Genomic DNA, 12,295 nt, shown 5'->3' with positions numbered 1-12,295 from the left:
CAACCAGAAACTCCTGGCACTCACCAAAATCAACACAAAAAATAGTACATCGGCACACTATCGAGTTCTCAAAAAACACACGCACACTCTCGCCAACCGGACCTTGCCCGACCGCGTTGAGCAGCAAGAGAAGAACTTAGCACATCCGATCTCCACCGCGCAAACGGTGTCGGCCAGATTGTTTGTGGCTCTTCCCCCAGCCAGCTTCCGTTCCGCCTTGCGGCGTCGGCCTCGCTGACTCCCAGAACATTACACACGGGCCGTTCGCGAACGCAAAACGCCACGTCACGCCGTAAAACGGCGCGGGCCCGCTCCCCTACCGAACGCGCTCGACGTCGGCGCCGAGCGCGTTGAGGGTCTCCACGAACTCCGGGTACCCGCGGTCGATGTGGAACACCTCGTGGACCTCGGTGACGTCACCGGGCTCGGTGCACAGGCCGGCGAGCACCAGGCCCGCGCCGGCGCGGATGTCGGAGGACCACACCGGGGCGGAGCTCAGGCGCTCCTTGCCGCGGATCATCACGTGGTGGCCGTCGACGGTGGCGTCGGCGTTGAGGCGGATCATCTCGTCGACGAAGCGGAACCGCGACTCGAAGACGTTCTCGGTGAGCACGCTGACGCCCTCGCTGACCGTCGCCAGCGCGATGGCCATGGGCTGCAGGTCGGTGGGGAATCCCGGGAACGGCAGGGTCTGGTAGTTCACCGCCTTCGCGCGGCCCTCCATGCGCACGCGGAAGCCGCTGCCGTACGTCTCCACGTGGGCGCCGGCGTTCTTCAGCTTCTGCAGCGGAAGGTGCAGGTGGCTGGGGCTGATGCCGCCGACGGTGACGTCGCCGCCGGTCATCGCCGCCGCATACGCCCAGGTGCCGGCGACGATGCGGTCGCCGACCACTGCGTGGGTGGTCGGCTCGAGCTTGTCCACGCCATCGACGGTGATGGTGTTGGACCCCGCGCCCTCGATCCGGGCGCCCATGGCCACGAGCATGTCGCACAGGTCGACGATCTCGGGTTCGCGGGCGGCGTTGTCCAGCACGGTGCGGCCGTCGGCCAGCACGGCGGCGGTGAGGATGTTCTCCGTCGCGCCGACGGACGGGAAGTCGAGCTTGATGTGCGCGCCATGCAGGCTCTCGGCCTCGGCGACCACGCAGCCGTGGTTGATGTAGGTCCGCGCGCCGAGCTTTTCCAGGCCGGACTGGTGCATGTCCAGCGGCCGCGACCCGATCGCGTCGCCGCCGGGCAGTGCAACGACGGCCTGGCGGCACCGCGCGGTCAGGGGCCCGAGCACGCACACGGAAGCGCGGAACTGCCGCACGGCGTCGAAGTCGGCCTTCGGCGACAGCTCCGCGGGGGTGTCGATGCGCACGACGTCGCCGTCGCGCTCGACGGTGCACCCCAGCCCCTCGAGGACGTTCTGCATCAGCGGCACGTCGTCGATGGCCGGGCAGTTGGTCAGCACCGTCGTGCCTTCGGCCAGCAGCGCGGCACCCATGAGCTTGAGCACGGAGTTTTTCGCGCCGGATACGCGGACCTGCCCGCTCAGCCGCGCGCCGCCCTTGACCAGGAATCGTTCATTCGCCACGGCACCAACGAAACCACATTTCCCCCGCCCCTGCCTAGAGTGGGGACATGTCCGTTAACTTGACCCGCATTTACACCCGCACCGGCGACGACGGCACCACCGGCCTGTCGGATTTCAGCCGCGTGCCCAAGGATGATCCGCGCCTGGAGGCGTACGCCGATTGCGACGAGGCCAATGCCGTCCTCGGCCAGGTCCTGGTCCTCGGCGAGCCGTCGGAGGAGATCGCCGCGGTGCTGCGCCACATCCAGAACGACCTTTTCGACGCCGGCGCCGACCTGGCCACGCCGATCGAGGAGAACCCGAAGTACCCGCCGCTGCGCATCACGGAGGAGTACGTCACGCGCCTGGAGCAGTGGTGCGATTCGTTCAACGAGGATCTGCCGTCGCTGAAGTCGTTCATCCTCCCGGGCGGCACGAAGGCGGGTGCGCTGCTCCATTCCGCGCGCGTGGTCGCCCGCCGCGCGGAGCGCAAGGCCTGGACCGCGGTCCGCGAGTTCCCGGACACCACGTCGTCCTGGCCCGCGAAGTACCTCAACCGCCTGTCCGACCTGCTGTTCATTCTCTCGCGCGTGGCCAACGACGGCGATGACGTCCTGTGGGTCCCCGGCGGCGAGCGCGGCCCCGACAAGGTCGGCGGTTCCTAGGGCATGAAAAGAGCTTGACGACGAACCGGCGCTCACGCCGATCCGTCGTCAAGCAAGGAAGTTGTGCCGGAAAACGGCCGTCAGGGAAGCGCCCCGATGCGGCGGGCGGCGTTGACCGCCTCGTAGCGGGTGTGCGCGCCGAGCTTGCGCATCACCGACCGCAGGTAGGACTTGACGGTCTCGGCGCCGATGCCCATCTCCTCCGCCGCCTCGACGTTGGTGTGGCCCAGCGCGACGCAGGCCAGGACGTCGAGCTCGCGGGCCGACAGCTTGGTCGTCTGCTTCACGCGCACGGGCGTGACCATCTGGTCGCAAAGCTCCTCGAGCTCCTGGCGCAGCTTGTCGTCGTCGACGCGGTTGGCCAGCATGCGCAGCTTCGAATGGGTGGAACGGACCTGCTCCCACTCGGCGCCGTTCATCACCCGCCCGCCCTTGCCGCCGGACGCGCGGTCCAGATTGCGGCAGGCGTCGGCCACCGACAGATCCTGCTCGAGGCACCGGGCGGTCATGGTGACCTCCTCCAGCACCTTGTCCCCCAACCGCACCGACGAATGCACGCCGGCGTAGAGCACGCCGCGCACCTGGCGGGCGACGATGACCGGCACCGCGACGAGCGAATGCAGGCCCTCGTCCTTGATGTTCTGGTCGTACTCGTGCGAAATCACCTTCGCGCGGAGGTAATCGCTGACACCCACCGGGCGCCTGGTCGACATCACCCTGCCGCCGACGCCCGCACCCGACTCGATGACGAGATTGTGCATCGCCGGCGTGCGCAGCCCCACCCAATGGCTGATCTGCATCTTTCCGCCGTCGATCACCTCGGCGTACATGGTCACCGGGATCCCCGTCGCGTTCTTGAGGGTGACCAGGGACGACTTGATCACTTCGTCGTCGTCCAGAATTCGGTTGGGATCCATGAACCTGCCTCCTGCTGCCCTGCCTGCGCGCCGCCGCCAGGTGACCCCGAGCGGGGGGCGCGTTTCCGTACAACGGAAACTATACCCTCCAAAAGGGTGCCCCTGCATTGAGGCGATACTCACATTTTCACGGATCCCCCACCCCCGCGAATCGGTAATATCTTCATCTAAATCACGGATATCCGTCGCTCCGCACGCGATTCCCACCCCCGGCGCAGGCTCCGGGGGCGGGAGGGGCTCAGCGCTCCCACTCGGGCTTGCGCTTCTCCGCGAAGGCGCTCATGCCCTCCTGCTTGTCGGCGGTGGCGAACAGCGAGTAGAACACGCGGCGCTCGTAGTGGATGCCCTCGGCCAACGTGGTCTCCTGGGCGCGGTCGACGGCGTCGGTGGCGATGTAGGAGGCGGTCAGCGGCATCTCGGCGACCGTCTTCGCGATCGCGGCGACCTCGTCGGCGAAGCCCTCCAGCGGCAGGATCCGCGAGACCAGGCCCGCGCGCTCGGCCTCCTCCGCGCCCATCTGGCGGCCGGTGAGCACCAGGTCCATGGCCTTGTACTTGCCGACGGCCTTGGTCAGCCGCTGCGAACCGCCCATGCCGGGGATGACGCCCAGGGTGATCTCGGGCTGGCCGAACTTGGCGTTGTCCGCGGCGAGGATGATGTCGCCCATCATCGCCAGCTCACAGCCGCCGCCCAGGGCGTAGCCGGAAACGGCGGAGATGATCGGAGTGCGCACGCGCGACAGGCGGTCCCAGCCGGAGAAGAGGTCGTCCAGGTACGCGTCCTTGTACGACAGGTCCTTCATTTCCTTGATGTCGGCGCCGGCGGCGAAGGCCTTCTCGGAGCCGATGATGACGATGGCGCCGATGCCGCGGTCGCGGTCGAAGCCCTCGACGGCGTCGGCGAGCTCCTTCATGACCGTCGTGTTCAGGGCGTTGAGCGCCTTGGGGCGGTTGAGCGTGATCGTGGCCACGCGCCCCTCGACGGAGGTGAGGATGGTCTCGTAGGTGCCTTCGGACATGGGTTCTTCTAGTTCCTTTCGTCGGAGGCCGCGCCATCGGCCCGGGTCTGTTCAATGATGGCAGAGAAGTCCAGGCCCCCGTTGCCGTCCGCCAGGAATCGCGAGTACAGGTCCCGCGCCAGGCGGCCCATCGGCGCGGAGGTGCCGGCGGTGTCCAGGGCGTGCTCGGCCAGGCCGAGGTCCTTGTCCATCAGCGCGGTGGCGAAGCCGGGCTTGAATCCGTTGTTCGCCGGCGACGTGGGCACCGGGCCGGGCACCGGGCAATTGACCGTCAGCGACCAGCAGGCGCCGGTGGAATTGGACACGACCTCGTGGAACGCCTCCGGGGCCAGGCCCAGCTTCTCGCCGAGGACCATCGCCTCGCCGATGGCGATCTGCTCGATGGCCAGCACCATGTTGTTGCAGACCTTCGCGGCCTGGCCGGCGCCCGAGTCGCCGCAGTGGACGATGGACCGGCCCATGTGCTCGAGCACCGGGCGGGCGCGCTCGACGTCGGAGGCATCGCCGCCGACCATGAAGGCCAGCGTGCCGGCCGCGGCTCCGGCGACGCCGCCGGACACCGGGGCGTCGACGTGGCGGTGGCCCGCCGCGGCGACACGGGCGGACAGCTCGCGGGCATCGTCGACGGCGATGGTGGACGAGTCGATGAACAGCGCGCCGCCGGGCGAGGCGGGCAGCAGCTCGTCGTAGACCGCGCCGACGATTGTCCCGTTGGGCAGCATCGTCACCACGGCGTCGGCGGCGGTCACCGCGTCGACGGCGGATTCGTGGACGGTGACGCCGGCATCGGCGGCGGTCTGGCGCGCTTCCGGCGACGGGTCGGAGCCGTGGACGGTCAGCCCGGCCTTGGCCAGGTTCGCGGCCATCGGGCCGCCCATGTTGCCCAGGCCGATGACGGCCACGGTGCGGATGTCGGTGGTGCTCATCTGGATTCTCGCTCCTCGATGGTGGGGTGGGTCGTCGTAAAGCAGAAAACTAGAAGGCCAGCGCGCCCTTGGCGGCGGCGCGGCCGATCATCATGCGCATGATCTCGTTGGTGCCCTCGAGGATGCGCATGACGCGCAGGTCGCGGACGATGCGCTCGACGTCGTACTCCTCCAGGTAGCCGTAGCCGCCGTGGAGCTGCAGGGCCTCGTCGGCGATGTGGAAGCAGGTCTCCGTGACGTGCAGCTTCGCCATCGCGCAGGCCTCCGGGTACCCGGGCGACTTGGCGTCGAGGGCGTCGGCGGCGTGGGAGAGCATGAGGCGCGACGACTGCAGGCCCGCGGCCATGTCGGCGATGCGGTGGCGCAGCGCGTCATTGTCGATGAGCGTGCCGCCGAAGGCCTTGCGGTCCTTCAGGTAGGACACCGCGCGGCCGAAGGCGAACTCCGCGCCGCCCAGCGCGCACGCCGCGATGTTGATGCGGCCGCCGTTGAGGCCGCGCATGGCCATGGTGAAGCCCTTGCCCAGGCCCTCCTCGCCGCCGATGAGGCGGTCGGCCGGCACGCGCACGCCGTCGAACATGACCTGCGCCGTCGGCTGGTTGCGCCAGCCCATCTTCTTCTCGTTCGGGCCGAAGGACAGGCCCGGGGTGCCTTTGTCCACCAGGAACGCGGAGATGCCCTTGGCGCCCTCCGCGCCCGTGCGGGCCATGACCAGATAGACGTCCGAGGCACCGGCGCCGGAAATGAACTGCTTGACGCCGTCGAGCACCCACTCGTCGCCGTCCTTGACCGCCCGGGTGGACAGCGCCGCGGCGTCCGAACCGGCGTCGGGCTCGGTGAGGCAGTAGGAGCCCATGATCTCCATCGCCGCGAGCTTCGGGATGAACTCCGCGCGCTGCGACTCCGTGCCGAACTCGTCGACCATCCACGTGACCATGTTGTGGATGGACAAAAACGCCGAGGTCACCGGGCAGCCGCGGGCGATGCGGTTGAACACCACGACGCCATCGGAGCGGGTCAGGCCCGTTCCGCCGTGGTCTTCGGAGCAGTACAGGGCGCCGACGCCGAGTTCGGCGAGCCCGCGCATCTCGTCGACGGGGAAATGGTGGGTCGCGTCCCACTCGGCGGCATTCGGGGCGATGTGCTTGGCCACGTACGCGTCGATGGTGTCCGCGAGCATCTTCTGGTCTTCGGTGATCCAGGTCATGGGCTTCTTCCTGCTCTTCCTTCGGTTCCTGCGGGCGTCGGCCGGCGGCTAGGAGCCGAGGATCGGCATGTTGAACGACGCACCCTCGCGCGGGCCCTTCGGCCACGTGGTGGTGATGGTCTTGGTGCGGGTGTAGAAGCGGAAGGCGTCCGGGCCGTGCTGGTTGAGGTCGCCGAAGCCGGAGCGCTTCCAGCCGCCGAAGGTGTGGAAGGCCACCGGGACGGGGATCGGCACGTTGACGCCGACCATGCCGACCTCGACGCGGGAGGCGAAGTCGCGGGCGGCGTCGCCGTCGCGGGTGTAGATGGCCACGCCGTTGCCGTACTCGTGGTCGTTGGGCAGGGCCAGGGCCTCCTCGTAGTCGGCGGCGCGGGCGATGCACAGGACCGGGCCGAAGATCTCCTCGTCGTAGCAGCGCATCCCCGGCTTCACGTCGTCGATGAGCGACGGGCCGATGAACAGGCCGTCGGCGAGCGACTCCCCCTCGAACTCGTCGTCGGTGGCCCCGGAGTCGCGGCCGTCGATGACCAGGGTCGCGCCCTCGCCCTCGGCGGAGCCGACGATGTCGCGGACGCGCTCGAGCGCCTGCGGGGTGATCAGCGGGCCATAGGAGGCGTCGGGGTCGAGCGAGTGGCCGACCTTGAGCTCGTTGATGCGCTCGACCAGCGCGTCGCGCAGGGCGTCGGCGACCTCGTCACCGATCGGCACGGCCACCGAGATGGCCATGCAGCGCTCGCCGGCGGAGCCGTACGCGGCGCCGATGAGGGCGTCGACGACGCGGTCGAGGTCGGCGTCGGGCATGACGATCATGTGGTTCTTGGCGCCGCCGAAGCACTGGGCGCGCTTGCCCAGCTTCGCGGCGGTGACGTAGACGTGCTCGGCGACGGGCGTGGAGCCGACGAAGCCGATGGCCTTGACGTCGGGGTGCTCGAGCAGGCCGTTGACGGCGTCATGGGCGCCGTGGACGACGTTGAGCACGCCGGGCGGGCCGCCGGCCTCGAGGAACAGCTTGGCCAGGGTGACCGGCACGGACGGGTCCTGCTCGGAGGGCTTGAGAATGAACGCGTTGCCGGCGGCCAGCGCGGGCCCGGCCTTCCACAGCGGGATCATGGCGGGGAAGTTGAATGGGGTGATGCCGGCGACGACGCCGAGCGGCTGGCGGACGGAATGCACGTCGACGCCGGTGCCGACAGACTCGGAGAATTCGCCCTTGAGCAGGTGCGGGGCGCCGAGGGAGAATTCGACGACCTCGAGGCCGCGCTGCAGGTCGCCGTGGGCGTCGGGGAAGGTTTTGCCGTGCTCGAGCGACAGGTCTCGGGCGATGTCGTCGGCGTTGGCGCGGATCAGGCGGATCCATTCGTTGAGCACGCGGGTGCGCTTGAGCGGGCTGAACGCGCCCCACTGCTTCTGCGCCTCCTTGGCGTTGGCCACGGCGCGGTCGACGAGCGCGCGGTCGGCGAGCCCGACGGTGCCGCGCACGGCGCCGGTCGAGGGGATGGTGACGTCCATGACGTCGCCGTCGGCGTGGACTTCTTCGCCGCCGATGATGTGGGGGATGCGGATGCTCATGCCAGGTGTTCCCTTCGTCGCGGGCGTGCGCCCGTCGCGTTTCGGTTAATGGTCACTAACTGAGAACGTATGTGACGGGAGTCACGAAATCTACCCGGGGGCAAAACTACTCCACGGAGATCACCCGCTCGCTAATTTTGCGAAGCCAGTGTTAACTCTTCGCGCCCCAGCTTGACGCACGCGAACACCATTCCCCACCTCGCTTTACGACGGTCACGTGGGCACGCTTCGCTGAGCAAGTTTCCATTTTGCGAATTCTCCCCTATGGTGAGCCACGCAACAGGTTCCGCCCCCGCGAGCGTCGCGGGGAGTCGGACGCAAGAGGGAATCCGGTGAGAATCCGGAGCTGTCCCGCAGCGGTATGCCGGAACGAAAGCCGTCACAGGCACTGGGGTTTCCCCGGGAAGCGACGGCCGGTAGGCCCCCGCCCGATCGGGCGGACGCCGGCGAGCCCGAATACCTGCCGTTGCACCGGCTCATCCGGGCCGGTCCACCGAGGGCGCCCACGGGCGGCCCCGGTCTTTCTTGACGAGGATCGAGGAGATCACCCCATGACCGCACATGCGACCCCGGCGGGCCCGCGCCCGCCGTTCATTGCCACCGTGCCGGGATTCCCGCGCATCGGTGCCCACCGAGAATTGAAGAAGGCCGTCGAGGCCTATTGGTGTGACCCGGCGACCGCGCCGGAACTCGCCGGCACCGCCGCCGAACTGATCGACCGCAGGCTCACCCGCGCCGCGGCGACCGGGCTGGATTCGGTGCCCGCCGGCACCTTTTCCTTCTATGACCAGATGCTCGACACGGCCGCGATGGTCGGCGCCCTGCCGGCCCGCGTCGACTCCATCCCCGACCACGTGGCCGGGCCCGGCTCCGGTGAGCTGCTGCCAGCGTGGCTGGACCGCTATTTCGCGGCGGCCCGCGGGGCGGAGGGCACCCCTCCGCTGGAGATGACCAAGTGGTTCGACACGAACTACCACCACCTGGTGCCCGAACTGGATCCCGGCCGGCCCTTCGCGCCGGACCCCTCGTTCCCGGTGGCCCAGGTGCGCCGGGCGCGGCGCCTCCACGTACCGGCGCGCCCGGTGCTCATCGGCCCGGCGACGTTCCTGGCCCTGTCGAAGATGGCCGGCGGCGCCGCGGGCGAGCCGCTGGACCGCCTGCCCGAGCTGGTGGACGCGTACCTGCCCGTCCTCGATGCGCTTGCCGACGAAGGCGTGGCGTGGGTGCAGCTCGACGAGCCCGCGCTCAACACCGATCATCTGCCCGCCCGGCGCGATGCCGGGGTGTCGGCGCAGTGGCGCCGATTGGTCGACCACGCGCACGGGCGCGGGCTGCGGGTGCTGGCCCAGACCTACTTCACGGGTGCCCAACGGGCGGTCGATGCCCTGGCGGGCACGGGGGTCGATGCCATCGGCGTCGATTACGTGGCGGGGGCGGCGCCGGACCTGTCGGAGGTGCCCGAATCGACGCTGATCGTCGCCGGCGTCGTCGACGGCCGCAACGTGTGGCGCACGGATTGCGCCCGGGCTCTGGCCACGCTCGCGGAGGTCGCGCAGTCGCACCCGGTGGCGGTGTCCACGTCATGTTCGCTTCTCCACGTGCCACATTCGCTGGCGGCGGAACCGTCGCTGGCGGACCGTCCCGAGCTGCGCGCCCGCCTGGCGTTCGGCGAGGAGAAGATCATCGAGGTCGTCTCGCTGGCCCGCGCCCTGCATCACCCGGGCGGCCAGCGGATCCGCCGCAATGGGATCCTCGCGGACACCGTGACCGCAGCCACCGCACCCGATGACGCGGAGGACTCCATCGACGGCCCCGCCGACGTGCCCCGCCGGGACGGCGGCGTCCACGATCGCTCCCCGTTCCCGCTGCGCCGGGAGGCCCAGCGACGGTCGCTGGATCTGCCACCACTGCCGACGTCGACCATCGGCTCTTTCCCGCAGACCCCCGAGGTCCGCGCCGCGCGCGCGGCGTTCAACCGGGGCGAATCCTCGGAACGCTCGTACGAGACCGCGATGGTCCGCGAGATAGTCCACGTCATCGCCGAGCAGGAGAAACTGGGCCTGGACGTGCTCGTCCACGGCGAGCCGGAGCGCAACGACATGGTCCAGTACTTCGCCGAGCAGCTCGAGGGCTTCCACTGCACGTCGAATGCGTGGGTGCAGTCCTACGGCACGCGCTGCGTGCGCCCGCCGATCCTGCACGGCGACGTCTCCCGCCCGCAGCCCATGACGGTGCGGTGGTTCCGTGCCGCCCAGGACATGACGGACCGTCCCGTCAAGGGCATGCTCACCGGCCCGGTGACCATGCTGGCCTGGTCCTTCGTCCGCGATGATCAGCCGCTGGCCGACACGGCGCACCAGGTGGCGCTGGCCATCCGCGCCGAGTGCGCGGATCTGGAGGCCGCCGGCGCCAAGGTCATCCAGGTGGACGAAGCCGCGATCCGCGAACTCCTGCCCCTGCGCGACGAGGACCGTGCGGAGTACGCCGAGTGGTCGGTCGAGTCCTTCCGCACCGCCACCGGGGGCCTCGCCGACTCCACCCAACTGCACACGCACATGTGCTACTCGGACTTCGCGTCGATCCTCGATCTCATCCGGGACATGGACGCCGACGTGACCACGATCGAGGCGGCACGCGCCGGCTTCGACCTCGTCGACGCGATCGCCGCGTCGGACTTCGATCTGCCGCTGGGCCCCGGTGTGTGGGACATCCACTCCCCGCGCGTTCCCGGCGTGGACGAGGTCGCCGAACGCATCGGCCACGCCGCCCGGGTCCTCGGGCCCGACCGGGTGTGGGTGGTGCCCGACTGCGGGCTGAAGACCCGCGGCTGGCCCGAGACCCGGGCGTCCCTGGGCGCGCTGGTCACGGCCGCGCGGAAGGTGCGGGCCACCCTGTAGCGGCGGCTACCCGCCGAGCAGGTCCTCCGGCCCGCGGATGCTCGCGGGATCCCGGCCCAGCGCCTTGGCCACCATCGGCGCCCACGGCAGCGACAGCCGGGCCCGGGCCGCCAGTGCGGGATCGAGCAGCATGTCGGCGGCGTCGCCGGTGACCGCTCCCCCGTCCACCAGGACGGTGGCGCGGGCGGCGAAGGACCAGGCGACGTCGACGTCGTGGGTCGCCATGACCACGGCCACGCCGCGGTCGTGGAGCCCGACGAGGGTGGCCAGCAGCTTCCGGGTTGCGGCCGGATCAAGGCCGGCGGTGGGCTCGTCGAGAAGCAGCACGTCGGGCCGCATGGCCAGCGCACCGGCCAGCGCCACCCGCTTGCGCTGCCCGTAGGACAGCTGGTGGGGGACGCGGTCGGCGAGGTCCGCGACCTCGGCGGCGGCCATGGCCTCGTCGACGCGGGCGCGGACCTCGTCATCGGGCAAGCCCTGATTGACGGGGCCATAGGACACGTCGGCGGCCACGGAAGTGGCGAAGAGCTGATCGTCCGGGTCCTGCAGCACCAACTGCACGCGCCGCCGCAGGTGATTGCGGCCGCGGCGGCCGTAGGAATAGGGCGAACCGTCGAACTCCAGGTGGCCGGACGTCGGCCGGATAGCGCCGGCCAGCAGGCGCAGCAACGTCGACTTTCCCGAGCCGTTGGCCCCCAACAATGCCAGGCGCTCCCCGGCGACGACGTCGAGGTCGACGCCGGACAGCACCTGCACGCCGGGGTGGCGGAAACCGATGCCATGTGCGGAGAGAATGCTCATGGCAGCCACCCCCTGACCAGAGCCGTGGCGACGACGACGGTGATGAGTACCGCCGCGGCGGCGACGAGGAACCGGCCGTCGCGGGGACGATCGCGGACCAGGACGTCGGCCGCGCCCGGCTCGGCGCGCAACTCCAGGCCCTCCCCCAGCCGGCGGGCCCGCTGGAAGGACAGGACGAACAGATTGGCCGACTGCGCCGCGACGCCCGTGAGCAGGCCCCGGCGGGTGAGATGCCCCAGGCGCTGGGCCTGGGCCTCGTGCATCATCGCCGCGGTGCCGGCCAACGTGCCGACCATCCGGTAGATGAGCTCGGCCAGATACGTCAGAGTGCGCGGGATGCCGGAGCGGCCCGCCCACGCGAGGACCTCCGACAGCGGGGTGGTCACGGTAAATAGCATCGTGCAGCCGATCGCTGCCGTCGCCCGCGCCACGACCTCCGCCGCCCGCTGCGGCCCCGTCGGGGACCAGACCACCCCGTCCAGCGTGATGGAGAACAGCAGGGGCAGGATGCCGACCGCGACGAACGCGGCCGGCGCCGCCCACAGGGCGAGGAAAAGCCCGGCCGGCACGCGCGCGACGACCGCCGAGGCCGACACAGCGGCGATGATCAGCGCGGCCGCCGGCCACGGCGGCAGCGAAATGGCCAGCACCAGCAGGCCACCGCAGAGCAGCGCCTTGTCCCCGACGTTGCGCCGCGCCCACCGGCTCCCGGCCGCGGCCACTTCCAGCGCATTCAC

Annotated in this window: 11 protein-coding genes and 1 riboswitch; of the genes, 3 read left to right on the top strand and 8 right to left on the bottom strand. The window is 70.0% G+C overall.

From position 1 onward, the window contains the following. Positions 1-238, top strand: a 238-nt coding sequence (locus ACFWGD_RS09995; protein WP_377778523.1) for a hypothetical protein, incomplete at its 5' end; no start/stop codon positions are given. Positions 239-316: 78 nt separating this feature from the next. Here the strand turns inward: ACFWGD_RS09995 and murA are convergent. Beyond that, positions 317-1,579, bottom strand: coding sequence for a UDP-N-acetylglucosamine 1-carboxyvinyltransferase (gene murA / locus ACFWGD_RS09990; protein WP_377778522.1), 1,263 nt, complete (start codon positions 1,577-1,579; stop codon positions 317-319). A 47-nt stretch (positions 1,580-1,626) separates the two neighbouring features. Here murA and ACFWGD_RS09985 point away from each other — a divergent pair, with 47 nt between their 5' ends. Then, positions 1,627-2,223, top strand: a complete 597-nt coding sequence (locus ACFWGD_RS09985; RefSeq protein ID WP_377778521.1) for a cob(I)yrinic acid a,c-diamide adenosyltransferase — start codon at positions 1,627-1,629, stop codon at positions 2,221-2,223. A gap of 80 nt (positions 2,224-2,303) precedes the next feature. Here the strand turns inward: ACFWGD_RS09985 and ramA are convergent, their stop codons facing one another. From ramA to ACFWGD_RS09960, 5 genes are all read right to left on the bottom strand, one after another. Next, the gene (gene ramA / locus ACFWGD_RS09980; protein ID WP_377778520.1) at positions 2,304-3,140 is read right to left on the bottom strand and encodes an acetate metabolism transcriptional regulator RamA; all 837 of its coding nucleotides are present in this window, start codon (positions 3,138-3,140) and stop codon (positions 2,304-2,306) included. A 238-nt stretch (positions 3,141-3,378) separates the two neighbouring features. After that, positions 3,379-4,158, bottom strand: coding sequence for an enoyl-CoA hydratase (locus ACFWGD_RS09975; protein ID WP_377778519.1), 780 nt, complete (start codon positions 4,156-4,158; stop codon positions 3,379-3,381). Between the two features lie 8 nt (positions 4,159-4,166). Further along, positions 4,167-5,084 (bottom strand): 3-hydroxyisobutyrate dehydrogenase, encoded by a 918-nt coding sequence (mmsB, locus tag ACFWGD_RS09970; protein WP_377778518.1) that lies wholly within the window; start codon positions 5,082-5,084, stop codon positions 4,167-4,169. 49 nt (positions 5,085-5,133) lie between these two features. Further along, positions 5,134-6,291, bottom strand: a complete 1,158-nt coding sequence (locus ACFWGD_RS09965) for an acyl-CoA dehydrogenase family protein (RefSeq protein ID WP_377778517.1) — start codon at positions 6,289-6,291, stop codon at positions 5,134-5,136. A 48-nt stretch (positions 6,292-6,339) separates the two neighbouring features. Then, a complete protein-coding gene (locus ACFWGD_RS09960; RefSeq protein WP_377778516.1) occupies positions 6,340-7,860 on the bottom strand; it encodes a CoA-acylating methylmalonate-semialdehyde dehydrogenase in 1,521 nt (506 codons plus the stop codon). Positions 7,861-8,124: 264 nt separating this feature from the next. After that, positions 8,125-8,343: riboswitch (cobalamin riboswitch) on the top strand. A gap of 68 nt (positions 8,344-8,411) precedes the next feature. Between ACFWGD_RS09960 and metE the strand changes: the two genes are divergently transcribed. Continuing rightward, on the top strand, positions 8,412-10,757 hold the full coding sequence (gene metE, locus ACFWGD_RS09955; RefSeq protein ID WP_377778515.1) for a 5-methyltetrahydropteroyltriglutamate--homocysteine S-methyltransferase: 2,346 nt from the start codon (positions 8,412-8,414) through the stop codon (positions 10,755-10,757). Between the two features lie 6 nt (positions 10,758-10,763). Here the strand turns inward: metE and ACFWGD_RS09950 are convergent, their stop codons facing one another. Together ACFWGD_RS09950 and ACFWGD_RS09945 are read right to left on the bottom strand one after the other, a co-directional pair. Further along, positions 10,764-11,558, bottom strand: coding sequence for an energy-coupling factor ABC transporter ATP-binding protein (locus tag ACFWGD_RS09950; RefSeq protein WP_377778514.1), 795 nt, complete (start codon positions 11,556-11,558; stop codon positions 10,764-10,766). Beyond that, positions 11,555-12,295, bottom strand: a complete 741-nt coding sequence (locus ACFWGD_RS09945) for an energy-coupling factor transporter transmembrane component T family protein (protein WP_377778513.1) — start codon at positions 12,293-12,295, stop codon at positions 11,555-11,557. The genes ACFWGD_RS09950 and ACFWGD_RS09945 overlap by 4 nt, the downstream gene beginning before the upstream one ends.

Origin of the sequence: Corynebacterium sp. NPDC060344, assembly GCF_042725215.1 — a bacterium.
GTDB lineage: Bacteria > Actinomycetota > Actinomycetes > Mycobacteriales > Mycobacteriaceae > Corynebacterium.
The sequence above is the reverse complement of the archived record's forward strand: the minus strand, read 5'-3'. Positions and strand labels throughout refer to the sequence as shown.